The 23,594-nt window shown below is 43.7% G+C and carries 24 protein-coding genes, 1 riboswitch and 1 other annotated feature; of the genes, 10 read left to right on the top strand and 14 right to left on the bottom strand.

Annotated features, from left to right (window positions below; translation table 11 throughout):
- Nucleotides 1–56: 56 nt before the first annotated feature.
- Nucleotides 57–917, bottom strand: a complete 861-nt coding sequence (gene focA / locus ACZ5ZC_RS13705; protein ID WP_005393324.1) for a formate transporter FocA — start codon at nucleotides 915–917, stop codon at nucleotides 57–59.
- A gap of 298 nt (nucleotides 918–1,215) precedes the next feature.
- Between focA and ACZ5ZC_RS13700 the strand changes: the two genes are divergently transcribed.
- Nucleotides 1,216–1,449 carry a TIGR02647 family protein gene (locus ACZ5ZC_RS13700; RefSeq protein WP_005378148.1) on the top strand — a complete coding sequence of 78 codons (234 nt, stop codon included), beginning with the start codon at nucleotides 1,216–1,218 and terminating at the stop codon, nucleotides 1,447–1,449.
- 36 nt (nucleotides 1,450–1,485) lie between these two features.
- On the opposite strand, the gene ACZ5ZC_RS13695 is transcribed toward ACZ5ZC_RS13700, so the two are convergent.
- Nucleotides 1,486–1,944, bottom strand: coding sequence for a PACE efflux transporter (locus ACZ5ZC_RS13695; RefSeq protein WP_005390910.1), 459 nt, complete (start codon nucleotides 1,942–1,944; stop codon nucleotides 1,486–1,488).
- Between the two features lie 89 nt (nucleotides 1,945–2,033).
- Between ACZ5ZC_RS13695 and ACZ5ZC_RS13690 the strand changes: the two genes are divergently transcribed.
- The 3 genes from ACZ5ZC_RS13690 to ACZ5ZC_RS13680 are packed head-to-tail and all read left to right on the top strand — an operon-like array spanning nucleotide 2,034 to nucleotide 4,397.
- Nucleotides 2,034–2,912 (top strand): LysR family transcriptional regulator, encoded by an 879-nt coding sequence (locus tag ACZ5ZC_RS13690; protein WP_005390908.1) that lies wholly within the window; start codon nucleotides 2,034–2,036, stop codon nucleotides 2,910–2,912.
- A gap of 22 nt (nucleotides 2,913–2,934) precedes the next feature.
- Entirely contained in the window at nucleotides 2,935–3,762 is an 828-nt protein-coding gene (locus ACZ5ZC_RS13685; protein WP_046874782.1) for an NAD-dependent epimerase/dehydratase family protein, read from the top strand.
- Nucleotides 3,759–4,397 (top strand): YdcF family protein, encoded by a 639-nt coding sequence (locus tag ACZ5ZC_RS13680; protein ID WP_301577783.1) that lies wholly within the window; start codon nucleotides 3,759–3,761, stop codon nucleotides 4,395–4,397. The genes ACZ5ZC_RS13685 and ACZ5ZC_RS13680 overlap by 4 nt, the downstream gene beginning before the upstream one ends.
- A 61-nt stretch (nucleotides 4,398–4,458) precedes the next feature.
- Here ACZ5ZC_RS13680 and ACZ5ZC_RS13675 read toward each other — a convergent pair whose 3' ends face one another.
- Both ACZ5ZC_RS13675 and cysS read right to left on the bottom strand, forming a co-directional pair.
- A complete protein-coding gene (locus ACZ5ZC_RS13675) occupies nucleotides 4,459–5,037 on the bottom strand; it encodes a thymidine kinase (RefSeq protein ID WP_005378154.1) in 579 nt (192 codons plus the stop codon).
- A gap of 87 nt (nucleotides 5,038–5,124) precedes the next feature.
- On the bottom strand, nucleotides 5,125–6,507 hold the full coding sequence (gene cysS / locus ACZ5ZC_RS13670) for a cysteine--tRNA ligase (RefSeq protein ID WP_005390902.1): 1,383 nt from the start codon (nucleotides 6,505–6,507) through the stop codon (nucleotides 5,125–5,127).
- A gap of 203 nt (nucleotides 6,508–6,710) precedes the next feature.
- Between cysS and ACZ5ZC_RS13665 the strand changes: the two genes are divergently transcribed.
- The 4 genes from ACZ5ZC_RS13665 to ACZ5ZC_RS13650 all read left to right on the top strand — a co-directional run bounded on the left by ACZ5ZC_RS13665 (nucleotide 6,711) and on the right by ACZ5ZC_RS13650 (nucleotide 9,918).
- Nucleotides 6,711–7,205, top strand: a complete 495-nt coding sequence (locus ACZ5ZC_RS13665; protein ID WP_005390900.1) for a peptidylprolyl isomerase — start codon at nucleotides 6,711–6,713, stop codon at nucleotides 7,203–7,205.
- A 60-nt stretch (nucleotides 7,206–7,265) separates the two neighbouring features.
- Nucleotides 7,266–8,003, top strand: a complete 738-nt coding sequence (gene lpxH, locus ACZ5ZC_RS13660; RefSeq protein WP_006743038.1) for a UDP-2,3-diacylglucosamine diphosphatase — start codon at nucleotides 7,266–7,268, stop codon at nucleotides 8,001–8,003.
- 98 nt (nucleotides 8,004–8,101) lie between these two features.
- Nucleotides 8,102–9,316 (top strand): EAL and HDOD domain-containing protein, encoded by a 1,215-nt coding sequence (locus tag ACZ5ZC_RS13655; protein WP_464931986.1) that lies wholly within the window; start codon nucleotides 8,102–8,104, stop codon nucleotides 9,314–9,316.
- Between the two features lie 86 nt (nucleotides 9,317–9,402).
- Complete coding sequence (locus tag ACZ5ZC_RS13650) at nucleotides 9,403–9,918, top strand: YchJ family protein (protein ID WP_054867304.1); 516 nt, start codon at nucleotides 9,403–9,405, stop codon at nucleotides 9,916–9,918.
- Between the two features lie 282 nt (nucleotides 9,919–10,200).
- On the opposite strand, the gene hisIE is transcribed toward ACZ5ZC_RS13650, so the two are convergent.
- From hisIE to hisG, 8 genes are all read right to left on the bottom strand, one after another.
- Nucleotides 10,201–10,836: a bifunctional phosphoribosyl-AMP cyclohydrolase/phosphoribosyl-ATP diphosphatase HisIE gene (gene hisIE, locus ACZ5ZC_RS13645; protein WP_256953276.1), complete on the bottom strand. Its 636-nt coding sequence runs from the start codon at nucleotides 10,834–10,836 to the stop codon at nucleotides 10,201–10,203.
- Nucleotides 10,833–11,606, bottom strand: a complete 774-nt coding sequence (gene hisF / locus ACZ5ZC_RS13640; RefSeq protein WP_054867303.1) for an imidazole glycerol phosphate synthase subunit HisF — start codon at nucleotides 11,604–11,606, stop codon at nucleotides 10,833–10,835. The genes hisIE and hisF overlap by 4 nt, the downstream gene beginning before the upstream one ends.
- Entirely contained in the window at nucleotides 11,588–12,325 is a 738-nt protein-coding gene (gene hisA / locus ACZ5ZC_RS13635) for a 1-(5-phosphoribosyl)-5-[(5-phosphoribosylamino)methylideneamino]imidazole-4-carboxamide isomerase (RefSeq protein ID WP_054867302.1), read from the bottom strand. Before hisA ends, hisF begins: the two co-directional genes overlap by 19 nt.
- A gap of 12 nt (nucleotides 12,326–12,337) precedes the next feature.
- Nucleotides 12,338–12,952 (bottom strand): imidazole glycerol phosphate synthase subunit HisH, encoded by a 615-nt coding sequence (gene hisH / locus ACZ5ZC_RS13630; protein ID WP_047008596.1) that lies wholly within the window; start codon nucleotides 12,950–12,952, stop codon nucleotides 12,338–12,340.
- A 26-nt stretch (nucleotides 12,953–12,978) separates the two neighbouring features.
- Complete coding sequence (gene hisB, locus ACZ5ZC_RS13625) at nucleotides 12,979–14,052, bottom strand: bifunctional histidinol-phosphatase/imidazoleglycerol-phosphate dehydratase HisB (RefSeq protein WP_464931985.1); 1,074 nt, start codon at nucleotides 14,050–14,052, stop codon at nucleotides 12,979–12,981.
- A gap of 65 nt (nucleotides 14,053–14,117) precedes the next feature.
- Nucleotides 14,118–15,158 (bottom strand): histidinol-phosphate transaminase, encoded by a 1,041-nt coding sequence (hisC, locus tag ACZ5ZC_RS13620; RefSeq protein WP_464931984.1) that lies wholly within the window; start codon nucleotides 15,156–15,158, stop codon nucleotides 14,118–14,120.
- Between the two features lie 18 nt (nucleotides 15,159–15,176).
- Nucleotides 15,177–16,469, bottom strand: coding sequence for a histidinol dehydrogenase (gene hisD / locus ACZ5ZC_RS13615; RefSeq protein WP_005390871.1), 1,293 nt, complete (start codon nucleotides 16,467–16,469; stop codon nucleotides 15,177–15,179).
- Between the two features lie 5 nt (nucleotides 16,470–16,474).
- Nucleotides 16,475–17,371, bottom strand: a complete 897-nt coding sequence (gene hisG / locus ACZ5ZC_RS13610; protein WP_005390869.1) for an ATP phosphoribosyltransferase — start codon at nucleotides 17,369–17,371, stop codon at nucleotides 16,475–16,477.
- A 53-nt stretch (nucleotides 17,372–17,424) separates the two neighbouring features.
- Nucleotides 17,425–17,562 (bottom strand) — a sequence feature (His leader region).
- A gap of 364 nt (nucleotides 17,563–17,926) precedes the next feature.
- Between hisG and ACZ5ZC_RS13605 the strand changes: the two genes are divergently transcribed.
- The gene (locus ACZ5ZC_RS13605; protein ID WP_005390867.1) at nucleotides 17,927–18,880 is read left to right on the top strand and encodes a sigma-54 interaction domain-containing protein; all 954 of its coding nucleotides are present in this window, start codon (nucleotides 17,927–17,929) and stop codon (nucleotides 18,878–18,880) included.
- A 326-nt stretch (nucleotides 18,881–19,206) separates the two neighbouring features.
- Here the strand turns inward: ACZ5ZC_RS13605 and tet(35) are convergent, their stop codons facing one another.
- A complete protein-coding gene (tet(35), locus tag ACZ5ZC_RS13600) occupies nucleotides 19,207–20,808 on the bottom strand; it encodes a tetracycline efflux Na+/H+ antiporter family transporter Tet(35) (protein ID WP_005390865.1) in 1,602 nt (533 codons plus the stop codon).
- Nucleotides 20,809–20,917: 109 nt separating this feature from the next.
- Nucleotides 20,918–21,100: riboswitch (Lysine riboswitch) on the bottom strand.
- Between the two features lie 582 nt (nucleotides 21,101–21,682).
- Here tet(35) and ACZ5ZC_RS13595 point away from each other — a divergent pair.
- The gene (locus tag ACZ5ZC_RS13595) at nucleotides 21,683–22,090 is read left to right on the top strand and encodes an H-NS family histone-like protein (protein ID WP_054867299.1); all 408 of its coding nucleotides are present in this window, start codon (nucleotides 21,683–21,685) and stop codon (nucleotides 22,088–22,090) included.
- A gap of 127 nt (nucleotides 22,091–22,217) precedes the next feature.
- Here ACZ5ZC_RS13595 and ACZ5ZC_RS13590 read toward each other — a convergent pair whose 3' ends face one another.
- Complete coding sequence (locus ACZ5ZC_RS13590; protein WP_005390861.1) at nucleotides 22,218–23,522, bottom strand: inosine/guanosine kinase; 1,305 nt, start codon at nucleotides 23,520–23,522, stop codon at nucleotides 22,218–22,220.
- Between the last annotated feature and the right edge of the window lie 72 nt (nucleotides 23,523–23,594).

Raw genomic sequence — 23,594 nt, 5'->3', positions numbered from 1 at the left:
CATGAATAAAAGAAAGGCGAACCATTTAGGCTCGCCTTTCTTTTATTCTTTTAGATTTATCGTAAATGCTTGTCTTCATCACGTAGATAAATCATCCAATACCACATACCAACGAATACACCGCCACCAATGATGTTCCCTATCGTTACAGGGATAAGGTTATTTACGATGAACCCCATCATGTTTAAGTCCGCATAGTTTGCAATATCCGCCCCTGTCATTTGCCAAAATGCTTCCGGTGCAAAATATTTGATTCCAATCGCCATGGGGACTTGGAACATGTTCGCAATACAGTGCTCGAAACCTGCCGACACGAACATAGCTACTGGCAGAATCATGACCGCTATTTTGTCAGTTAATGTACGTCCACTAAACGTCATCCAAACAGCAATACACACCAGCACGTTACACATGATGCCAAGCGCAACAGCAGCAAAGAAACCATGGTGCAATTTGTGTTGAGAGATCGCCATCGCGTTGAGGCCAACTTGGCCGTGATCAAACATATACTGCTTGGTGACCAACATGCATGCTACCAACAAAAGAGCACCAACCATGTTGCCGAAATAAACCACAAACCAGTTTTTGATGAGCGCTTGCCACGAGATCTTTCCACTGGCTCGCGCTACCAATGTTAATACTGAGCTAGTGAAAAGCTCACCACCTGTAACGACAACAAGAATCAAACCAAGGCTGAAGGCTAGGCCACCGATTAGCCTGGTAATACCCCATGGAAGGTCGCCTGCACCTGTTGTCACCGTGGTGTAAAAGATGAACGCAATACCAATATGAAGTCCGGCAGAAATTGCCAATAAAAAAGATTTGATCGGTGCTTTAGTTGCTTTACCTACCCCCACTTCAGCCGCGCGTTCCGCAGCCTGAGGCGGTAATAGTGAGTCAAACTGATTGAAGTTCATTGTGGTGTAACATTTAGAAACAATTAAAGAGGCGCGGATAATCGCTCCATTTCCCTACTTTTTCAAGCGCTATTTGACATGTTTACTAAAAATGTTGTTATCGAGAGATCAACCAATAAAGGTCAACTATCATTAGCAATCGTAACTATCATTGATACTTAACAAGTATTCTGCCTTTCGAACAAAGATCCTGCGTTATATCAGCCTGATAGCGCCATACTTAACACTTCTTATCGTTTAATGTTGCTCAACTCTTCTTTTCAGACTAGCTTGGTAAAAAAGCGTAAAGGAATCATTTATGAAATATTCAGCTGAACATATCGCCGAATTGAACCTACTTCTTCAGTTCGATTTAAGTAGTGCTGCAACTGGTATTAAAGTTCATACAGACGCGTCAGAAGAAATGCAGGCAGCCGTTGCTCGTCTATACGAGAAGCAACTTTGTACACAGCCTGATGGTGGTTATTTAACAGATGAAGGTATTGAAGTAGCAGAGCATGCAGATAAGATTTTAAGAGTCCTTTCTGTGTAATTTGAACAAAAACGCCACCGAATTCGGTGGCGTTTTTTATTGGTCCCTGCATTTTGTTCCTGCCGAAACCTGAGGCGCTAATCGTTTTTTCATTTTACTAAATGGCTGAACCTTGTCGTACAACCAATTAAAGCCTGTGGCATAAAATAGGAAGAACACTAGGAAGCCAGCTTCCAATACCAGAGCTTGGAGAAGCGTAATTTCTAAGAACCAAGCAATGACGGGTATAGAGATAAAGATCAATCCTCCCTCGAATCCAATTGTATGCCCAAAACGCATCGCTAAACTTCGCTCAGTTCGATTGCTGCCAAACCACTTATCAAAGTACAAGTTGTAGATGTAATTCCACACGACGGTATACATGCTCAACCCAATCCCAACCAACGCGAGATCACTCGATCCCTTTCCGGTGATCAATGAAGCCGCTGGCACAATGATCGCGAGTGCGATTAACTCAAAAAGTACTGCATGAAAAATTCGTTCGTTACGAGTCATATTTCTCTGTCCAAATAGTTCTACTCAATGCTTAGAATTTTATCTATTATTCAGATAACAAAAAGTTAGATACCATCGGCAAAAGCGATATGTTTACCATCGAACAACTGCAAGCTTTCATTGCTACATCAGAAACCGGATCATTTTCAGGCGCGGCAAGAAAACTGGGGCGAGCTCAATCCGTAGTCAGCCAACACATCATAAATATGGAGGTCGACTGTGGTGTTGATCTATTTGATCGCTCTGGTCGATATCCGAAATTAACCGAGAGTGGCCTCGCGCTCATACCTTATGCACAAGCGGCAATCAGCCAACTAGACCGATTGAACAACAGAGCATCACAGCTTTTTTCAACACCAACGAATAAATTGGTTTTAGCCATTGATGAAGGGATTCCTCTGACTCGCTTGCCCGACGTGCTAAAAAATTTAGAGCAACGCTTTCCACACTTGCAAGTTGAATGCTTAACAGCTTCAAGTCCGGATATCATTGAATTGGTCAAATCGGAGCGCGCCACTACTGGGATTATTTTGAGTGACTTACAAATGCCAAGACATATCGATTTCACTAATCTTGGTAACATTGCGTTCGATGTCTATGTCTCTTCAACACACGCTCTGGCACAGCAACGCGTAACTCACATTGATCAACTCAAACAACATCGTCAACTGGTCATACGCTCCAAAAACGCAGAGCCATGTGGTCTCAATCAAGCATTCAGCCCGGATATCTGGTACGCTGATAACTACTATATTTTGTTGGAATTAGCGAATAAAGGGTTTGGTTGGTGCTTTCTTCCGGAGCATTTAGTCGCGTATTCACCGAACACACTGAAAAGAGTTGGGGATGATTTCACAAAGCTGGCTTGGCAAGTCAATGTTGACCTTATTCAACATCAGAAATGGCATTCAGATCCCCTCCATCAACAAGCCAAAGCAGAGCTGCTCAATCTATTCGAGCAGACATAAATAAGTAAGTAGGAAGACCCAAATGGCAAATACATTGATCGTAGGTGCAGGCTGGCTCGGAACTCCGCTAGCAGAAACTTTGATGAAAGACGGACACCACGTTGTCGTTACTCGTCGTAACCAAGCTCGGTTAAACGAGTTACCCGCTTCATTAACTCACTCCGCATTATTCGATTTTAATCAACTTAACGCGGCGAAACGGCTAGATGAGTTGCTTAAGCAACATCAAATTACTCACGTTGTCGGTGCTTTTCCCCCTGGTTTTCGTAAAGGACGCGGACAAGAATACGCCCAACAATGGCAAATGCTCGCAAACGCAGCAAAGCAAAACAACGTTGAAAAGCTCGTTATGATTAGCTCTACAACGGTGTATCCCAACCTAGCTTCTGATATGGAAGAAGCAGATGCGTCACTCTCTTTAGCAGCCGACAGCCCTTATTTCTCTGACAATGCACGTATTATGCTGCAAGCCGAGCAGCATGTTATCGACTCTAATATTAGCTTCGTCATTATGCGTTGTAGCGGGCTAATTGGGCCAGATAGGCACCCTTCTCGCTTTGCAATGAGACTAAAACAAGTCAGTCGTAAAGCGCCTGCTAATATGCTTCATCAAGACGATGCGGTATCGGCGGCCAAATTTGCTTTAGATAATTTAAGCAACCAAGTTATTAACGTGACCACACCGCATACCGTCAGCAAGGCGGAGTTCTACCAAGCCGCTATAAATAAGAGCGAAAGTGAGATACCTCTTCCACCAGTCACAGAACAAACAGATAAGCGCATTCTCGCAGACAAACTACTCTCACTTGGCTATCAATTTCATTTCAACTCAACTTTGGACGCGCTATGAAACTCTATCGACACATAGAAACACTTTGGGATTACATGCAACTCAAACATGAGCTGAAACCCGCAGACTGTTTGTTTGTGATGTGCAGTAACGATGTGCGTGTAGCAGAGCATGCAGCAAATCTGTACCACCAAAAGTTAGCGCCTTTGATTGTATTTTCAGGGGGAGAAGGTCGTTTTACCGATGGACTGTTTGAAAAAAGCGAAGCGGAAACTTTTGCCGAAATTGCCAAGATGTCAGGTGTGCCCAGTGAAGCAATTTTGCTCGAAACTGAATCCACCAACAGTGGAGAAAACGTTCGCTTTACTGAGCAACGATTGAAAAAAGAAGGAAAACATTGCTCATCGTTTATTCTGGTGCAAAAACCATTTATGGAACGCAGAGCTATAGCGACATTTGAAAAACAGTGGCAGTCACCCTACTCCCAGCTCCAAGTAAGCTCTACGGCTCATCCGTTTTTTGAGTATATTAATGAAGACATGCCATTAATGATGGTGCTAGAAGCACTAATGGAAGATTTCTCTCGTGTAAAAAGCTATCCAGAGAAAGGATTTCAAACCGAGCAGAACATCCCTCAGCAAGTCGAATCGTCTTACCAGGTTTTGCTAGAGAGATTTGGTTTTGACTTAGTCTAAGCCCTTTCTAGCAGACAACAAAAAGCCACCGATTACGGTGGCTTTTCTGTATTAATACGGATTATTTACCGAGTGCTTCTTTGTAATGCTGACGGCACACGGAGACATATTTGTCGTTACCGCCGATCGCAACTTGATCGCCCTCTTTAATCGCCACGCCATGTTCATCGGTACGAATAACCATATTCGCTTTGCGACCGCAGTGGCAGATCGTTTTGAGCTCAACCAACTTGTCTGCCCAAGATAACAGGTACTTACTGCCTTCAAAAAGTTCGCCTAGAAAATCGGTGCGAAGGCCGTAACACAATACTGGAATATGCAGTTTATCAACAACTTCAGTAAGTTGGTAAACCTGCTCTTTCGACAAGAACTGACACTCATCAACAAGAATACAGTGACGTTTCTCAACCTCATTCAGAGCTGCGATCTCTTGATATAAATTGGTATCCTGACGAAACAAATGTGCATCAGATTGAAGACCAATACGAGAGCTCACTTTACCGACACCAAAGCGATCATCTAGTGCCGCCGTAAAAATAACTGGCGTCATGCCGCGTTCTTGATAGTTGAAAGAGGATTGAAGAAGCGTTGTTGATTTACCCGCATTCATTGCTGAGTAATAGAAATACATCTGAGCCACAGAGCATTACCTAAAGTTAAAGTTTTAATTTATGGAAATGGAAAATAAAAGGGCTGAATTATCAGCCCTTTAAAATTGAAAATTCAATTACTTACGACGCCACGTTGTGCCTTCTGGACCATCTTCCAGAACAATGCCCATTTCGGTCAGTTTGTCACGAGCCATATCTGCATTCGCCCAATCTTTCGCAGCGCGAGAGTCGTTACGCAGCTTGATAAGAGCTTCGATTTCAGCCACTTCATCATCGTTACCTGCATCACCTTTTAGGAAGGCTTCTGGATCTTGGTGAAGAATACCGATCACATCTGCTAGTTCACGCATTAGCGCACCTAGCTCGCTCGCTTTCTCTAGGTTTTCTGTTTTCAAACGGTTAACTTCGCGCGCCATGTCGAACAGAACTGAGTACGCTTCTGGCGTATTGAAGTCATCGTTCATCGCTGCTGTAAAGCGAGATACATACTCTTCACCACCAGCAGGAGCAGCATTTAGATCCAAACCACGTAGAGAAGTGTATAGACGCTCAAGCGAAGCGCGTGCTTGGTTTAGGTTCTCTTCGCTGTAGTTTAACTGGCTACGGTAGTGACCAGACATAAGGAAGTAACGAACCGTTTCTGCATCGTAGTGACCAAGTACGTCACGGATAGTAAAGAAGTTGCCTAGAGACTTAGACATCTTCTCGCGATCTACCATCACCATGCCACTGTGCATCCAAGTATTTACGTACTTAGTGTCGTGTGCACAGCATGATTGCGCGATTTCGTTTTCGTGGTGTGGGAACTGAAGATCAGAGCCGCCACCGTGAATATCAAAGTGATCACCTAGGATTGAAGAGTTCATAGCAGAACATTCAATGTGCCAGCCTGGACGACCAGGGCCCCATGGTGATTCCCACGTAGGTTCACCTGGTTTAGACATCTTCCAAAGAACGAAGTCTAGTGGGCTGCGTTTGGCTGTTTCGACATCAACGCGCGCGCCCGCTTGCAGCTGATCCAAATCTTGTTTAGACAGTTTGCCGTATTCGTCAAACTTGCGAACCTCAAACATTACATCGCCATTATCCGCAACGTAAGCAAAGCCACGTTCAATCAGTTTTTGAACAAGTTCGATGATTTCTGGAATAAACTGGGTTGCACGAGGCTCAATATCTGGGCGCTTCATGTTTAATGCGTCGAAGTCTGCGTGCATTTCACCGATCAAGCGCTCGGTCAATGAGTCACAAGACTCGCCATTTTCAGCCGCACGTTTAATGATCTTATCATCGATGTCTGTGATGTTGCGTACAAACGTTAGATCGTAACCTAGGTAACGAAGGTAACGTGATACCACGTCAAAGGAGACAAAAGTGCGACCGTGACCGATGTGACAGAGATCGTAGATGGTAACTCCACAGACATACATGCCGACTTTGCCAGCTGTAATTGGTTTGAATTCCTCTTTCTGTCTTGTGAGTGTGTTATATATCTTTAACATGATCTCTATCTATGATTGTGAATGAATAAAAGAAGGTCGAGTATATCAACTCCGACCTGGTTAGGTAATAGCAATTAACCGATAAAACGATAATCGGCTAAACTTCAAGCACAAAACGAAGAATTTCCTCTTCCTGAGTTTTTAAAGCACTAGAACTTAGGCTAGAATCTCGGGCTCAACACAACACAGTAAAGGAAAGTAGCATGATCACCCTTCACACTAATTTTGGTGACATCAAGATTCAACTAAACGAAGAGAAAGCGCCAGAGACTAGCGCAAACTTCCTTCAGTACTGCCGCGATGGCTTTTACGACAACACTCTTTTCCACCGTGTTATTGACGGTTTCATGATCCAAGGTGGTGGCATGGAACCTGGTCTACGTGAAAAAGCATCACGTGCACCTATCAAGAACGAAGCAAACAACGGCCTAAGCAACAAAGTGGGTACACTTGCTATGGCGCGTACTATGGAGCCGCATTCAGCAAGCTCTCAGTTCTTTATCAACGTAAACAACAACACATTCCTAGATTTCCGTAGCGAAAGCCTAGATGGTTGGGGTTACTGTGTATTCGGTGAAGTTGTAGAAGGCATGGACATCGTAAATAAGATCAAAGGCGTTAGCACTGGTTCTTACGGCATGCACCAAGACGTACCTCTAGAGGACGTAGTAATCACTGGTACAACAATTGAAGAATAATTCGTAAGAATTATTTCTAAGAGATAAGTTAATGGGGAGGCATCGCTTCCCCTTATTTCTATGACAACATTATTTATTTCCGATCTTCACCTCACCCCATCGCGTCCGGATATTACGGAATGTTTTGTGACGTTCATGCGAACAGAAGCAACGAAAGCCGATGCACTTTATGTATTAGGCGATCTGTTCGAGTTTTGGGTTGGAGACGATGACAAAACTCCTTTTGCCAATCAAATCCGTACAGAGTTCCAGCAACTAACAAAGACTGGCGTTCCTGTTTATTTCATTCAGGGCAATCGCGACTTCCTATTGGGAAAACGCTTCTGTAAAGAGACAGGCATTACATTATTAGATGAAGTTAGCCTCATAGACCTTTATGGTACTAAAGCGGTTATTCTCCACGGTGACACCTTGTGCACTGACGATATTGATTATCAAAAATTCCGTAAGACTGTTCATCAACCTTGGTTGCAATGGCTGTTTAATCACATTCCTTGGTTTATTAAGAAGAAAATTGTCTCAAAAGTTCAATCCGATATTCGTGATGATAAAATGAGCAAGCCTTTAGACATCATGGACGTCAATCAAAATGAAGTCGAGAAAGTGATGTCTCAGAATTGCGTCAACTTAATGATTCATGGTCACACTCATCGCCCGAATACACATTTTTTTGACGTCGATGGCGTTAAAAAGACCCGGATAGTTTTAGGGGATTGGTATACGCAAGGCTCAGTTTTACAAGTAAATTCTGATGGCTTTGACCTACAAACGAGACCATTCATACAGAATTTGCGTTAAGCATGTAGAGCGTGTAGAAGATTCACGCTCAAGTCGTAGATATTTTGTAAAAAATCGCTATTATCATAATACTAAGTTAAACAGAACGAAGTACCTAATTGAAGTATTCTTACGTAGCTCGCCAACCGATTCTGGATAGAGAAAAACGAACCATAGGTTACGAACTTCTCTTTCGAGACGGTCCTAAAAATACCTTCCCTGAAGTAGAACCAGAGCTGGCTACTAGTCGACTGCTATCCGATCATTTTTTGTCGACGCATTACAACACATTAGGGAACAAACTTGGCTTTGTTAACTTTCCGCATCAAAGCTTGGTGAATCTAGTCCCAACTCTGTTTCCCAAAGAGTCTCTCGTCATTGAAGTCCTTGAAGATTGTGAACCGACAGAAGAGTTGCTAGAAGCAATCAAGCACCTTCATGAATGCGGATACAAAATTGCTTTAGATGATTTTGTGCCGACGAAGGCTTGGAAACGTTTTCTTCCATACGTTTCCATGATCAAGTTTGACATTCGACTCGTACCGATCAAGAAAGCCGCTATTTTTATTCAGGCATTAAGCCCATTTAAAATCGACTTTCTTGCTGAAAAAGTTGAGACCTATGAAGAATTTGAGCAAGCTTTAGAAGCCGGCTTTAACTATTTTCAAGGATATTTTTTCAGCAAGCCTGAGATGATCCAGAAAAAACGGTTGAACCCCGCGTTTCTTACCGTCATACAGCTGTGTAAAGAGATTGCAGATAAGCCCATCGACTTCAATGAGGTTGAACGTCTGTTTTCGATTGATGTGACGCTGTCATACAAGTTGCTTACTTACGTAAATTCAGGATATACATTAACGACTAAGATCAAATCGTTCAGACAGGCACTTATTTATCTGGGTGAAGAGCGACTACGACGCTTTATTTCCTTAGTTGCAATTGCATCCGTTCAAGAGGATAAACCTGACTCTCTTTACTCTTTAGCGATTCAGCGTGCAAGAATGTGTGAACTGTTACTTAGTCAAATGAACACTAGGTATGACCCTGGGCAGGCTTTTTTGACAGGAATGTTTTCTTTACTCGGATCTTTGCTCGATCAACCGCTCTCGGATGTCATTGAAGATATCCCCGTTGACGAAGATATAAAACTCGCATTAACCAGTCGAAAAGGCGTACTTGGCCACTTACTTTCAATGACGATCGCCTACGAACAAGCAGACTGGGAATTAGCTGAGCGGTATTGCACCATTCTTAAATTAACCGAGCCTCAATTAGCAGACGCTTTTAATCAATCTACTGAGTGGGCTCAAGAACTGCTGTCTCAAACGCCCTAAATCGCTATAATGCCCCAAAGAATACTGCTGCCTCACTTATGTGAGGTTGTTTGTTTTTACCGCTTAATTAATCGAGATTTCATTTTATGGCTTCTTCTTGTCCTTGCGGCTCTAACCGCACCTACCAACAGTGTTGTGAAATTGCCCACAATAACCATGCTGACGTTACCACTCCGGAGCAGTTAATGCACTCTCGTTACAGTGCGCATGTGCTAGGTCTAGTAGATTACGTGGTGAACACGTACCACCCAAGCTGTAATGCAGAAGAACAACGAGAAGGCATTGCCCAATCTATCGACAGCGATTGGTGCAAACTTGAAGTATTAAAAACAGAAGCTGGCAGTAATGACAATGAAGGCTTTGTCGAGTTTAGCGCTTATTTTGATGAAGACGGCAAACGCTACTGTATGACAGAACGTTCTCGCTTCGTAAAAGAAAATGGGCTTTGGTACTACATTGACGGCACATTTCCTGAAGAAGAGCCAGAAGAAGAACCAGAACAGGATCCACGTTTGAACCAAACAGTAAGCAGTCTCAAGGTCGGCCGTAACGACCCGTGTATCTGTGGAAGTGGTAAGAAATTCAAGAAGTGTTGTGGGTAATCGCACCCACGCTTAGCTTATTGAGCCCGCTTTAATGAGATTCCTGATCTCACCTAAGCTCGTCGGAATAACGTGAATATGTACTTTCGTTTGAAATAGATAACGCGACTTCAAATACCATTAGAAAATATACCGTCATTCTGAACAGCGAGGGACGAGCGTGATTCAGAATCTAATCGCCACCAGCACTGTTGCCGGTTTTTACCCCCGAATCAAGAACACTAAATTAAAAAAGCCCTTAGACTTGAGAGCATAGGGGCTTTCACTTATCTATAAGCAAGTTTACTTATGACGCTCTTTCAACTTGTTCACTACGTCATTCATCGATAAGCCTTGGTCTTGAAGCAATACCATTAAGTGGTAAATCAAGTCTGCTGATTCACACACTAACTCCGCCTTATCGCCCGACGTCGCCGCAAGCGCGACTTCAACGCCTTCTTCGCCCACTTTTTGCGAAATACGCTTGGTGCCACGGGCATAAAGACTGGCAGTATAAGAGGAATCTGGGTCGGCACTCTTGCGGGCAGCCAGTAGCTGCTCAAGTTGATGAAGCCACACCATTTGTGACTCCTCTTGAGGGTCCACATCCCAGCAAGTTGTGCTACCCAAGTGGCACGTAGGACCAATGGGATTCACTTTTACCAGTAGCGTATCGTTGTCGCAATCTAGCTGCATGTTCACTAGTTGCAATACGTTGCCGGAGGTCTCCCCCTTCGTCCAAAGACGCTGCTTGGTACGAGAGAAAAACGTCACTTGACCTGTTTCGCCCGTTTTTGCCAACGCATCTTGGTTCATGTAACCCATCATCAGCACTTGGCTTGATTGGAAGTCTTGTACGATGGCAGGTACCAGACCATCCACCTTTTCCCAGTTGATTCGCTCAGCTAGCGAACTTACTTCGGCGGCTTTCACACTCATAGTCGTACCTCAATGCCTTGTTGTTTCAAATACAGCTTTAATTCACCGATATTGATGACTTGTTTGTGGAATACCGACGCGGCAAGCGCGCCATCCACATTTGCTTTTTGGTATGCTTCCGCAAAGTGCTCCATAGCACCTGCACCACCCGATGCAATCAATGGCACGTTACACACTTCACGCACCATATTAAGTTGTTCAATATCGTAGCCGTTACGCACACCGTCTTGGTTCATCATGTTCAGTACGATTTCACCAGCGCCGCGTTTTTGTACTTCTTGCACCCAATCACGCGTTTCCCATTGGGTTGCTTTGGTGCGTTCTTCATCGCCAGTAAACTGGTAAACCTGATACTTACCTGTCTCTTTGTCGTAGTATGAATCGATACCAACGACGATACATTGCACACCAAACTTATCAGCAAGGTCAGTAATCAGTTGCGGGTTCGCCAATGCAGGTGAGTTGATAGACACCTTATCTGCACCAAACTCAAGAATGCGCGCTGCGTCTTCTGCTGATTTAATTCCACCAGCCACACAGAAAGGAATATCAATCACTTCAGCAACGCGAGCGACCCAACTTTTATCGACGACACGACCATCACTTGAAGCAGTAATATCGTAGAACACAAGCTCGTCAGCGCCTTCTTCTGCATAACGCTGCGCCAGAGGAACGATGTCGCCAATGATCTCGTGGTTACGGAACTGGACGCCCTTCACCACTTGTCCATCACGAACATCAAGACATGGAATTATTCGCTTTGCCAGCATGCAAATGCCTCCTCTGCTGTGAACTTACCATCTAATAGTGCACGACCGACAATCACGCCAGCCACACCGCTGCCTTTTAGCGCTTCGATATCCGCTAATGAGCCGATGCCACCTGAAGATTGGAACTGCACTTGTGGGTACTGTTTACATAGGTCGACGTAAAGCTCAACGTTTGAACCTACTAACGTACCGTCACGAGAAATGTCCGTGCAAAGCACGTGTTGTAGACCTACCGTCAGGTAATCGTTGATTAGAGCTTCGATAGTCACGCCTGAATCTTCTTGCCAACCAGAGATCGCCACTTTACGCGTGCCGTCTTGGTCGATGTTGATGTCTAGCGCGAGAACGATTTTCTCTGCGCCGTATTTTTCCATCCAACCTTTCACAAGCTCTGGCTGTTTTACTGCTGTAGAGCCAACGACAACACGCTGAGCACCAGCTTCTAACAGATCAATCACGTCTTGCTCTGTACGCACACCACCACCGATTTGGATGTTCGCTGGCGTGCTTGCTAGTAGCTTTGCAATCAAAGCAAGCTGGCGTGCTGTCGTGTCTTTCGCGCCAGTTAAATCCACCAAGTGCAGCCAGTTAGCACCGGCTTGGTGGTACAAGTTGAACTGCTCTGCTGGGTCGACTTTGTACTCGGTTACTTGGCCGTAATCACCTTGATAAAGGCGAACCACCTGTCCTTCAATTAAATCAAGAGCTGGAATAATCACACTAAATCCCTTTTATAATTCTAAGAAGTTTTGAATAAGCTTCGCGCCCGCTTTTGAAGAACGCTCAGGGTGGAACTGCACACCGTAGTAGTTGCCGCTTTGAACCGCAGCAGTGAATGGATTTCCGTAATCACATTCAGCAATGGTGTAGTCTCCAACTGGCATCGCAAAGCTGTGCACAAAATAGAAGTACTCACCCTCTTCAATACCTTTGAATAACGGATTGCCTGCTTTTGCAGAAACGGTATTCCACCCCATGTGCGGCAGTGGCAAATCGCCGGTTTGAAGCAGCTTCACTTCGCCATCACAAAGTCCAAGACACTCAACTAACTCGTCTGCTTTCTGGCCTTTTTCTTGAGACACTTTGCCCAGCAATTGCATGCCTAAACAGATACCTAGCAGTGGCTTTTCTACCTGTTTTACCAAGCTGATAAGGTCACGCTCTTCTAGGTTCTTCATCGCTTCACTGGCGGTTCCCACTCCCGGTAGAAATAGCTTGTCAGCCGCCAATACAACTTGTGGATCTTTTGAAATCGTTACGTCATAACCTAGGCGTTCAATAGCAAACTTCACCGAAGAGACGTTGGCACAGCCAGTATCGATAATGACAACTTTCTGTTCTGTCACTGTTTTTCTCCTTGCTAAGGTTAGCCTTAAAGTACGCCTTTACTACTCGGTAGCTCAGTGCCTTCTACTTTGATTGCTTGGCGCAGAGTACGACCAAACGCTTTAAATAGGCTCTCAATGATGTGGTGATCATTGTTGCCCGCAGAAGAAAGGTGCAGTGTACACGCTAGTGTGTCAGTCAGAGAGCGGAAGAAGTGAACCACCATCTCTGTTGAAAGGTCCCCCACTTGCTCACGACTAAACTGCGCGTCGAACTTAAGGTAAGGACGACCAGATAGATCTAGTGCACATTGTGCCAAGCACTCATCCATTGGCAGGCTAAAGCCAAAGCGACCAATACCACGTTTGTCACCCAGTGCTTCTTTCAATGCTTGACCCAAAGCAAGAGCGGTATCTTCGACCGTGTGGTGATCATCAATGTGTAGATCACCTTCTACTTTGCACACCATCTGGAATCCACCGTGCGTCGCAATTTGATCCAACATGTGGTCGAAGAAACCAAGACCCGTTGAGATATCGTTACCGCCTTGCTCATCAAGGTTAACCGCAACTTTGATGTCCGTTTCTTTCGTGGTACGAATAACTTCAGCAACACGAGCTTTCACCGTCAGATCTTTCAGGATCTGTTTCCAACCCATGGTTTCTGGGTTGTATTGAATACCACGAATTGCCATGTTTTCTGCAAGTTGAAGATCGGTTTGACGATCGCCAATCACAACAGAGTTTTTAAAATCAACTTTGCCACCTTGAAGGTACTCTTTCACCATGCCTAGCTTAGGCTTACGGCAAGAGCAGTTATCTTCTTCAAAGTGAGGACAAATCAACACGTCATCGAACTTCACACCTTGAGACTCGAAGATCTCCATCATCATGTTGTGTGGTGCATCAAAATCTTCTTGTGGGTAGCTGTCAGTACCCAAACCATCTTGGTTAGTGACCATCACTAGACGGTATCCCGCATCCTGCAACGACAACAGGCTTGGGATAACAAATGGCTCTAGTTTTAGCTTATCTAAACGGTCTACTTGAAAATCAACTGGCGGCTCAACAATTAAGGTGCCATCTCGGTCGATAAATAGGATTTTTTGTTGCTTGCTCACTCGAACTTCCTTATTACTAATCTTGTTTCGTTCTCGGCATAAACCGAGAACGTTGAGAATTCTATTTATGAATAGTAGTTTCTAATGAAACCCAGTGTCTTTTCACACTCGTCGCGGTTACCAACACTGATACGCACGCAGTTCTCAATTGGCGAGTTACGCAGGATAATGCCCGTATCCCAAGCGGCTTTGAAAAGAGCATCGCCATCTGGGAATTTCACCAATAAGTAGTTACCCCACCCTTCAAAAACCTCCAGACCCGGAATCATCGACAAACCAACTTGTAAGTAAGCTCGGTTCGCGTTCAAATCGAGAACTTGGAACTTCGCTCGCGCTAGGCCTGCTTCAGAGAGCGCTTGAGTAGCAATTTCAGCAACGGGAACCGGTACTGGATATGGTGCGATCACTTTAAGAAGGACGTTAATCAGTTCTTCGTTTGCTAGCGTAAATCCGCAACGAAGACCAGCAAGCGCGAAAGCTTTCGACAGAGTACGCAGAATCGCTAGATTTGGATATTCTTCCAATAAATCTACTGTTGACGCTTCTGGACAAAAATCGATGTACGCTTCGTCCATGACCACGATTGCGCGGTCTTTTGTCATCTCAAGCAGAGAGACAATATCGTCACGCTTAACTAAGTTACCCGTTGGGTTGTTTGGCGAGCATACGAAAACCAGTTTCACGTTATCTAGATTCGCTTCGATACCTGCGAGGTCTAGTTGCCAATCTGACGTTAGCGGCACCGTTTTGCGCTCTACACCGATGGTTTCTGCACTGATGGCGTACATACCGTAAGTTGGTGGGCAGTATAAAATCGCGTCTTCACCCGGTTCACAGAAAGCACGAATCAATAACTCAATACCTTCATCTGCACCGCGAGAAGTCAGCGTTTGTTCTGGCTTCACTCCAGCATACGCGGCGTAAGCAGAAATCAGCTCTTTCGGCTGGCATTCGCTGTAACGATTAAGACGAGCAAAGTCTGTTTTGTATTCATTGTTGAATGGCGATTCGTTGGCGTTCAGCCATACGTCACCTGTACCACCAATTCGGCGAGCCGAAAGATAAGGTGTTAGTTGTTGGACTTGTTTACGCGCTAGCTTTTCCATCTCTTTACTCTCTTATTCTTACTTACTTGCTAATTTTTCTACACGGATAGTAACAGCACGTTTGTGGGCGTCCAGACCTTCTGCTTCAGCCATGGTGACAACCGTTGGCGCAAGATTTTTAAGACCGTCAGCTGAAAGCTCTTGAACCGTCATTCGTTTAGAAAAATCAGCCAAACCTAAGCTTGAATATGTCCGTGTGTAACCGTAAGTAGGAAGAACGTGGTTAGTGCCCGATGCGTAATCACCTGCAGATTCAGGCGACCAATCACCAAGGAAGATCGAACCTGCGTTGTCTAATAGAGGCAGAAGCTCGCGTGGGTTCTTAGTCTGAACAATTAAGTGCTCAGGGCCATAATAATTAGAAATAGAGATCGCTTGGGTGATCGATTCAGCAATAATGATTAAACTCGATGCGAGCGCTTTTTCTGCAATCTCTGAACGAGACAACTCTTTCAATTGACGACGAACGGCATCTGTCACCTGATCTGCAATAATGGCTGATGGCGTCACAAGTACAACTTGAGAGTCAGGTCCATGCTCTGCCTGACTTAGAAGGTCCGCCGCAATAAAATCTGGGTCCGCTGTTTCATCCGCAATCACAAGAACTTCCGAAGGACCCGCTGGCATATCAATCGCTGCGCCACGGAAATCATTGCTCACCTGGCGCTTTGCTTCCGTCACGTAAGCGTTACCCGGGCCAAAAATCTTATCAACTTTTGATACGGTCTCTGTACCATATGCCATTGCAGCAACAGCTTGACCACCACCGACGTTGTACACTTCATCAATGCCACACAATTTTGCTACGTAAAGGATTTCGTCAGCGATTGGAGGCGGAGAGCAAAGCACAACTTTACGACAGCCAGCAATTTTCGCAGGCACGCCAAGCATCAAAACCGTCGATGGCAATGGCGCGCTACCACCAGGAATGTACAAACCCACTTTTTGAATTGGACGTGTTACCTGTTCACAAAGCACACCCGGTTGAGTTTCGACTTTAATTGGCTGTGGCTTTTGCGCTTTGTGGAATTTAGAAATATTGGCATAAGCTTGCTCTAATGCGTTTTTCATTGATTCAGACAAGCGCTCTGAAGCGGCTTTAATTTCCTGAGAAGAAACACGAATGGACTCAGGTTTAACGCGATCAAACTTTTCTGTCAGCTCGTTGAGAGCAGAGTCGCCTTCATTTCGAACTTTAGCGATAACCTCAGACACTGCTGCAGTGATATTTGCACCTTCTGCAATAGCAGGACGTTCTAAGATCGAATCTTGCTGCTCTTCACTTAAAGATTGCCAAACGACTGTTCTCATGATGTTTACTCCATCATTTTTTCAATTGGTAGCACTAGGATTGAGCTAGCACCTAACTCTTTTAGCTGTTCCATGGTTTCCCAGAACAGGTTTTCAGAACTCACTAAGTGAACAGCCATTTTCTGCTTATCTGCAGAAAGAGGAAGAACCGTAGGATCCTCAGCACCAGGAAGTAGTGCTTTGATTTGATCGAGCTTTTCAGCTGGCGCGTGAAGCATGATGTACTTAGACTCTTTCGCTTGTTGTACGCCTTGCATGCGAGTCAGTAGTTTTTCAATCAGTGCTGTTTTGTCTGCATCAAACTCACCGATACGTTGAATCAGCGTCGCTTTAGATTTAAAGATCACTTCCGCTTCTTTTAAGCCATTCGCTTCTAACGTTGCGCCAGTCGATACCAAATCAGCAATAGCGTCAGCTAGACCTGCGCGAGGTGCAACTTCTACAGAGCCAGTTAGCATACATGTGGAGAATGGAACGCCTGCTTCATCCATGTAAGCTTTTAGGAGTTGAGGGTAAGTTGTGGCAATACGCTTACCAGCTAAGTCTTGTGGACCGTTGTACTCTTCATCCTTGTCGATAGCGATAGACAAGCGACAACCGCCAAAATCCAGTCGACGAAGTTGAACAAACTCACATGGCTCACCCAAAGCTTTGCGATCAAGACGAACTTCTTCTAGTTCGTTTTCTCCGATGAAACCAAGGTCAACCACGCCATCCATGATCAAGCCAGGGATGTCATCGTCACGAACCAAAAGCAAATCAATTGGCATGTTCTCCGAGTGAACCACTAAACGCTCACCCATTACATTAAATTTTACGCCGCACTGTTTTAGCAGAGCTTGGCTCTCTTTGCTAAGGCGACCTTTTTTCTGAATTGCGATTCTTAAGCGTTGTGTTTGCATTGCTTTTTCCCTGTGCAAGATTTTGATATCTAAGTAATTTTTGAATTAATAAAACTAAAAAACCCTCGAGAGATTGGAGTCTCCCGAGGGTTTAAAATCTGCTTTTACTTTGATTTCACCTCCGGGAGTTTCCTGCCTCCCGGGTATGCGTGCATCGCCCGAAAGACTAGATTGGGTGATGATGGTGATGAATGTTCATTACAAAATTACGCATACTTATTTAAGGCTCTATTGAGTTGCTTCGTTAGTAACCACACTAACCAAGGATTCTATATTTTTCAATACTGAATTTAGCATTTTCTAACTATTTTTATAATTACTTGATTTTAAAGGATTTAAATTTAATTTCAGTTGAGTATATGGGTAGAAATTAGGTTTCTATTCAACCCTATTCTTAAAGAAAAAGAAGAATAGTATGAATTTTCATCAAAACAACTATTTAGATCTCACCGCCCTTAGTAATTGACATCATTCTCAATAAAGAGACATCCACTCACGTTTGAGACGACTCATTCAAAACTATTATTTGAGTGGGGCAAAAAATAGTGATTAACCATGAAACTGCGTAACGGTAGTAACAAACAAGCTGTGGATTTCAGCGATACAACACTATACCCATTAATCGGCAATAGTGCATGTATCCAAGAACTTCGCACGGCAATCCAAAAGTACGCTCAATGTGATGCTGAAGTACTCATTCAGGGTGAAACAGGGGTGGGCAAAGGTCTCTGTGCTCGTCTTATTCATCAGTTGTCGAACAGACACTCGGCACCTTTTGTTGAAGTTAACTGCGGCGCAATTCCAAGTGGTCTTATTGCGTCCGAACTTTTCGGTCACGAAAAAGGAGCATTTACAGGAGCGATTTCAGATCGTATCGGTTTTATTCAAAAAGCACATAAAGGTACCCTATTCCTAGATGAGATTGGTGATATGCCGCCGGATCTACAAATCCACCTTCTGCACTTTTTAGAGAGTAAGCAAATCCATAAAGTCGGCGCTGATAAATTCATTGACGTGGACTGTAGAGTCATTGCTGCGAGCCACGTGGATTTGAAAAATGAGGTTGTACAAGGTGGATTCCGTGAAGATTTATTCTATCGGCTTAATATCTTGCCATTAACTATTCCTCCACTGAGAAAGCGTGGGAAAGATATCCTTATGTTATCAGAACACTTCTTGACAGATTTGTCTCATGGTCAGGTACAAAAAATGTCGGATAAAGTGAAAGCCAAGCTCCTCAAGCATCGTTGGCCAGGTAACGTAAGAGAACTGCGAAATGTAATCCAACGAGCGATTGTCATGTGTGAAGATCACACGCTTCTCGTCGCTGACTTGGGCCTTGATAATAATGAAAGGCAATTACTTCCTTCAGTGGACCAAATTGATCTTGACTACCTACTGCAAGCTATCGAAGAAAATAAGCACAATATGAGTGCGGCTGCACGTCATCTTGGTATTTCAAGAACGACGCTTTATCGTCTAATAAAGAAATACAACTTAAATGTTTAGTTGCTGTACAGGTGTAACGTGACACTGTGTAACAGACAACTCATCATATATCATTTACTTAGCCCCTCATCATAAACCTCTTGATATTGCCGCCTTTAAAATCAACAACTTAAACTAGGCATAGTCTTTGCTTAGTGCTAAGAAGAAGTCGGTTGATAGATTTTCTATCACAGCACAGAAAGGAGTGCTCAGAACACAAATAGCTCGCTTTTAACACGAAACGATTATCCCCAAAAACGCGATTGCCCCCCTCACCTAAATCGCGTTAAAAAAAAGCTCCGCTAAATTTAGCGGAGCTTCCTCTTTATTAAAAACACTGAGCTGTACTAGACATTTTGACACGATGCCATTTTAGACTTCGACAACCAAGAAAGTGCTCCACATACAATAATAAATGTGATTGATGCAGCGATGAATGAGAATGCAATTGACGCAGTCATCCCCAAAGTAATGAAGCCAACACAGGAAACTAGCGCCACGGACAATGCATAAGGCAACTGGGTCGATACGTGATCAATATGATTACAACGTGCACCAGTCGACGACAGAATAGTGGTATCGGAGATAGGTGAACAATGGTCACCAAAAACGGCACCGGCTAAAACTGCACTTAGCATTGGGAGCATTAGCGCAAGATCGGTTGCACCAGCCATATCACCCGCGATTGGAAGCATAATGCCGAACGTACCCCAAGAAGTACCGGTTGAAAATGCCATTAGACCAGACAACAAGAATAGGATAACCGGTAGCCAATGTGGATTAATATTGCCCTGCGCCATTGTAGAAAGGTAAGAACCCGTCTTCATGTCACCGATAACCGAACCGATAGTCCAGGCAAATACCAGGATTAGAATCGCGCCAAACATAGACTTAGCACCAATCCAAAGTGTGCGTGCAATTTCACCCATTGGAAGACCTTGCTTCACAACAGTAAACAGTGCAACTGCTAAGCCAAGCAAGCTACCGTAGATTAGTGATGTGCCTACATCTGTATTTTCAAACGCACCTAGAAGCGCAAACTCTTTGCCGTCAGCAGCCAATGCTTGGCCACCCGTGTAAAGCATAGAAGCGATAGTCGCAATAATCAGCGTCACGATAGGAAGTACCAAGTCTGACACTTTACCCTTTTCGCTTTCACGGATATCTAGCTCTTCGTTTAGATCATGCGCTTCTTGCGAGTCGTTTTCTTTGTCTTTATCAAAGCCGCGGCCTTGAGATGCAGAGATTTCATGCTCACGCATCTTACCGATATCGAGGCCAAACCACGCCACAGCAAACACCATAAGCAGTGCAAAAACTGCGTAGAAGTTCATTGGAATAAGACGAACGTACGCGCCAAGAGCCGAATACTCAGTGATCCCATGTGAGACTAAGATACCGCCGATAATCGTAATAATGTAAGCACCCCAGCTAGAAGCAGGCATGATCACACACATTGGTGCAGCAGTTGAGTCTAGAATGTATGCAAGCTTCGCGCGAGACACATAAAAACGATCGGTTACTGGACGAGAAATGGCACCAACAGCAAGACTGTTAAAGTAATCGTCGACAAAAATGAATACGCCTAAAAAGGCAGCAAGAAGTTTGGAGCCGCGTTTACTCTTCACTCGAGATTGTGCCCATTCGGCAAATGCACGAGTACCACCAGATAGCGTTAATAATGCAGTTGTCATACCTAATAAGATTAGGAAACCAACAATGCTCATGTTCCAAGTGTTAATTCCGCCATCTTCAATAAAGACAGAAGAAACTTGAGAACTCACGTAACTAACGGTATCACCGATAGACCAGCTATTAAGTAGAACCGCACCCAGCACGATACCTACACCTAAGGAAACTAATACACGTCGAGTCAGAATCGCCAAAGTCAAAGCGACAATAGGTGGCAATAATGAAACAGGAGAACTAGAAAAATCTATTAAATTCATGATCTTCAAAAACCAAAGTTTGGCTAGAGATCTACTGCAGACAAGTCACGTAGCATACGATACGTGCTCATGTTGAACTTAGCGACAGGGAAGCGAACACTCCACCCAACCCTACAGTAGCGCTCCATAGTTTAATGTGAATATATACTATGGCAGTGTTGTTCCTTTCAGATACAACCCCAGCAAGTAACTTTGATGAGTTACTTACTTCGGCAATCTTCGCCTTCCACTATTATTCATTGGCATCACCCCAATAATAGCTACTCTTCGAGACCGCGCCTCTACGGCAACAACAAACAATTAACCACTAACTGTACAAATTAACAACAAATTGTCTGCAATATTGCATCAGGTAGCAGCCATTGTACTTATGATGAGAGTCAATGCAACACATCAAACTAAATTAAACAAATAAATAATGACTGAGATAATTTATAAACCTTGTCTACTTCAAGTTAGTTTTGTGCAACTGAAATCACATCATTTTTGTTATTTATGAAACATTATTACTACCTTAAAAATATCATGGTTTATCTTGTATCAATAAATTAAGGATATATGACACTCCATCAAAGATGGACGCTTCATATTTTTAAGTAATAACTCAACTTTTTTTATAAAAACCAAGCTGGCTCTATCTCTATACAATAACGAGTGTTGATTTCAATTCTCATCTAATAAGATTTATTTCGAGTGTAATAATATTTATTGCTTTAAAAAAATAGCTAAATTTAAACAAAATCTTGATTTAGTATTTGCACATAAGGAAAAGATAAAGTTAAATATAAGGACTCTTTGTTTATTTATAGATTGGCATTATTTAATCGTAACGATAAAAAGTGCCCAACACATTAACCTTTTAATAGGAATCGTTATGTCAGAGCTGACTAAAACCCTTCTAAATATCCGTAGCCTTCGTGCATTTTCTCGTGAGCTGACTCTAGAACAATTGGAAGAAGCTCTAGATAAACTAACTACTGTCGTAGAAGAGCGTCGTGAAGCAGAAGAAGCAGAACGTGCAGCACAAGCTGAGCAAGAAGCTAAGCTAGCAGAGATCGCAGAGAAAATTGCTCAAGACGGTATTGACGTAGAAGCGCTTATTACTGCGCTATCTGGCGAAACTAAGACGAAAGGCAAAGCGAAGCGTGCACCTCGTCCAGCTAAATACAAATACACAGACTCAAACGGTAATGAGAAGACTTGGACAGGCCGAGGTCGTACACCTTCTGCAATTCAAGAGCAACTTGATGCAGGTAAATCTCTGGATGATTTCCTGATCTAAATTCGCGCTATTTTTAAAAGGCTCCTATTGGGAGCCTTTTTTATTTGTAATGATCCAAATAAAAAAGGCGCATTTTTTAATGCGCCTTTTACTTTAGTTATAGAATAGTTAATTAAACTACTGTGTATTAACGTTCCCAGTATGCTTCTTCTAGGCTATCTTCTCGCTCAGGAAGCCCACGTGACAAACGTGGAGAATGTTGCACGAGAACTTCGTAGCTCGCACGGTTTGCGTATTTACATACTTGAGAAAAAGAAGAGTAAGTTAAATATTCGTTACTGTGCTTGCTTGAATTAGGCACATTTTCTTTATGGTATTTGTTTGCCGCCATATCATGAAGAACAGCAGATAACGCAGCATCACCTGCACCATTGGTATTCTTGATTTTTTCTGGACCACCCATATATGGCGAGATATGTGAGTACACTTTTATTGGTGTTTCACATGTATCTTTTTTCGCCGGACGACTAAATTCATAGCGATTAAATTCAGCGATTGACCCCGGAAGTAATGGTAAAGAAGTTTCGCGCTTCGCGCTGTCTTCCGTATAACCCGCCATAAATAGGCCTACAGGCCCCGCGGTGCACAATACTAGATCTGCCCACTCCAGTGTTTTATCAGATGCAGCAAGTGGGTCTGACTCACCCGTCAGAGCTTCTGCTTCATCTTCATTCATCGCAACGACTGAAACGTTATCTCGAATGAATTCTTGCCAATATTTCGGGTCATCTTGAATAACGAACTTCGTCCCAAGAGTCAGAACAACAGGTACATCATTCTTTTTCGCGTACTCAATCGCTTTCATTGTTGCTTCAGGCATTGGGTCGCCTTCTTTACAACGCACTAAATATGACGTTAGTACAAGCGCCGATGCATTTTTAAAGATTTTTTCTGGAATGCTATCAGGATGCAGCTGGTTCATTTGCCCTTCACTGATCGCAAAAGTACGTTCACCGTCTTCTGTGATAAGAGCGAAACAACGACCGATAGCGCCATCAACACCTTGTAGGTAGTTCAAGTCCATGCGGCTTGATGTATTACAAAGGTAACGGTAGCCATAGCTGCCAATTTTGATATCCTGGCTCATCACTCCAAGCAGCGTAGAGCGATCATCTGCTAGCACAGAGTAGTTGTGTAGCGTGTTACCAATTGTGCCACCCGCATACTCATTGGTAATTAAGTTCTCTTCTTTAAGTTGCTGGTACAACTCTTCTGCTCTTTCGTCATCAATAACCAAAGAGTGACCTTTACTCAGACCGTACTTTTCAATCACATCCGTTGTAACTTTAGCTTCAATATCAACCAAAGTTTGGTCAATACCAATGATGTGAGTGCGCGTCATCTTCTTGCTTTCTTGTGCTTGGCTCACCAGCGGGTCACGAGCATGAACAGGAAAATAGTGCTTCGATTTGCGTTGTCCAGGAAATTTCATATTGTCAGTCTGAGTAAGGGGATGAAAAGGAGAACGGATTCTATACCGCTAATAATAAAGCGGCAATAAAAG

The organism is Vibrio sp. JCM 18905 (genome assembly GCF_055393305.1).
Note: the sequence above shows the minus strand (reverse complement) of the source record. Positions and strands in the feature narration are given on the sequence as shown.

What these genes read in the sequence shown, in the direction of transcription:
- focA (WP_005393324.1), bottom strand. Translation starts at nt 917, where the DNA reads ATGAACTTCAATCAGTTTGACTCACTATTACCGCCTCAGGCTGCGGAA.
- ACZ5ZC_RS13700 (WP_005378148.1), top strand. Translation starts at nt 1,216, where the DNA reads ATGAAATATTCAGCTGAACATATCGCCGAATTGAACCTACTTCTTCAG.
- ACZ5ZC_RS13695 (WP_005390910.1), bottom strand. Translation starts at nt 1,944, where the DNA reads ATGACTCGTAACGAACGAATTTTTCATGCAGTACTTTTTGAGTTAATC.
- ACZ5ZC_RS13690 (WP_005390908.1), top strand. Translation starts at nt 2,034, where the DNA reads ATGTTTACCATCGAACAACTGCAAGCTTTCATTGCTACATCAGAAACC.
- ACZ5ZC_RS13685 (WP_046874782.1), top strand. Translation starts at nt 2,935, where the DNA reads ATGGCAAATACATTGATCGTAGGTGCAGGCTGGCTCGGAACTCCGCTA.
- ACZ5ZC_RS13680 (WP_301577783.1), top strand. Translation starts at nt 3,759, where the DNA reads ATGAAACTCTATCGACACATAGAAACACTTTGGGATTACATGCAACTC.
- cysS (WP_005390902.1), bottom strand. Translation starts at nt 6,507, where the DNA reads ATGTTAAAGATATATAACACACTCACAAGACAGAAAGAGGAATTCAAA.
- ACZ5ZC_RS13665 (WP_005390900.1), top strand. Translation starts at nt 6,711, where the DNA reads ATGATCACCCTTCACACTAATTTTGGTGACATCAAGATTCAACTAAAC.
- lpxH (WP_006743038.1), top strand. Translation starts at nt 7,266, where the DNA reads ATGACAACATTATTTATTTCCGATCTTCACCTCACCCCATCGCGTCCG.
- ACZ5ZC_RS13650 (WP_054867304.1), top strand. Translation starts at nt 9,403, where the DNA reads ATGGCTTCTTCTTGTCCTTGCGGCTCTAACCGCACCTACCAACAGTGT.
- hisIE (WP_256953276.1), bottom strand. Translation starts at nt 10,836, where the DNA reads ATGAGTGTGAAAGCCGCCGAAGTAAGTTCGCTAGCTGAGCGAATCAAC.
- hisF (WP_054867303.1), bottom strand. Translation starts at nt 11,606, where the DNA reads ATGCTGGCAAAGCGAATAATTCCATGTCTTGATGTTCGTGATGGACAA.
- hisC (WP_464931984.1), bottom strand. Translation starts at nt 15,158, where the DNA reads ATGGAAAAGCTAGCGCGTAAACAAGTCCAACAACTAACACCTTATCTT.
- hisD (WP_005390871.1), bottom strand. Translation starts at nt 16,469, where the DNA reads ATGAGAACAGTCGTTTGGCAATCTTTAAGTGAAGAGCAGCAAGATTCG.
- hisG (WP_005390869.1), bottom strand. Translation starts at nt 17,371, where the DNA reads ATGCAAACACAACGCTTAAGAATCGCAATTCAGAAAAAAGGTCGCCTT.
- ACZ5ZC_RS13605 (WP_005390867.1), top strand. Translation starts at nt 17,927, where the DNA reads ATGAAACTGCGTAACGGTAGTAACAAACAAGCTGTGGATTTCAGCGAT.
- ACZ5ZC_RS13595 (WP_054867299.1), top strand. Translation starts at nt 21,683, where the DNA reads ATGTCAGAGCTGACTAAAACCCTTCTAAATATCCGTAGCCTTCGTGCA.
- ACZ5ZC_RS13590 (WP_005390861.1), bottom strand. Translation starts at nt 23,522, where the DNA reads ATGAAATTTCCTGGACAACGCAAATCGAAGCACTATTTTCCTGTTCAT.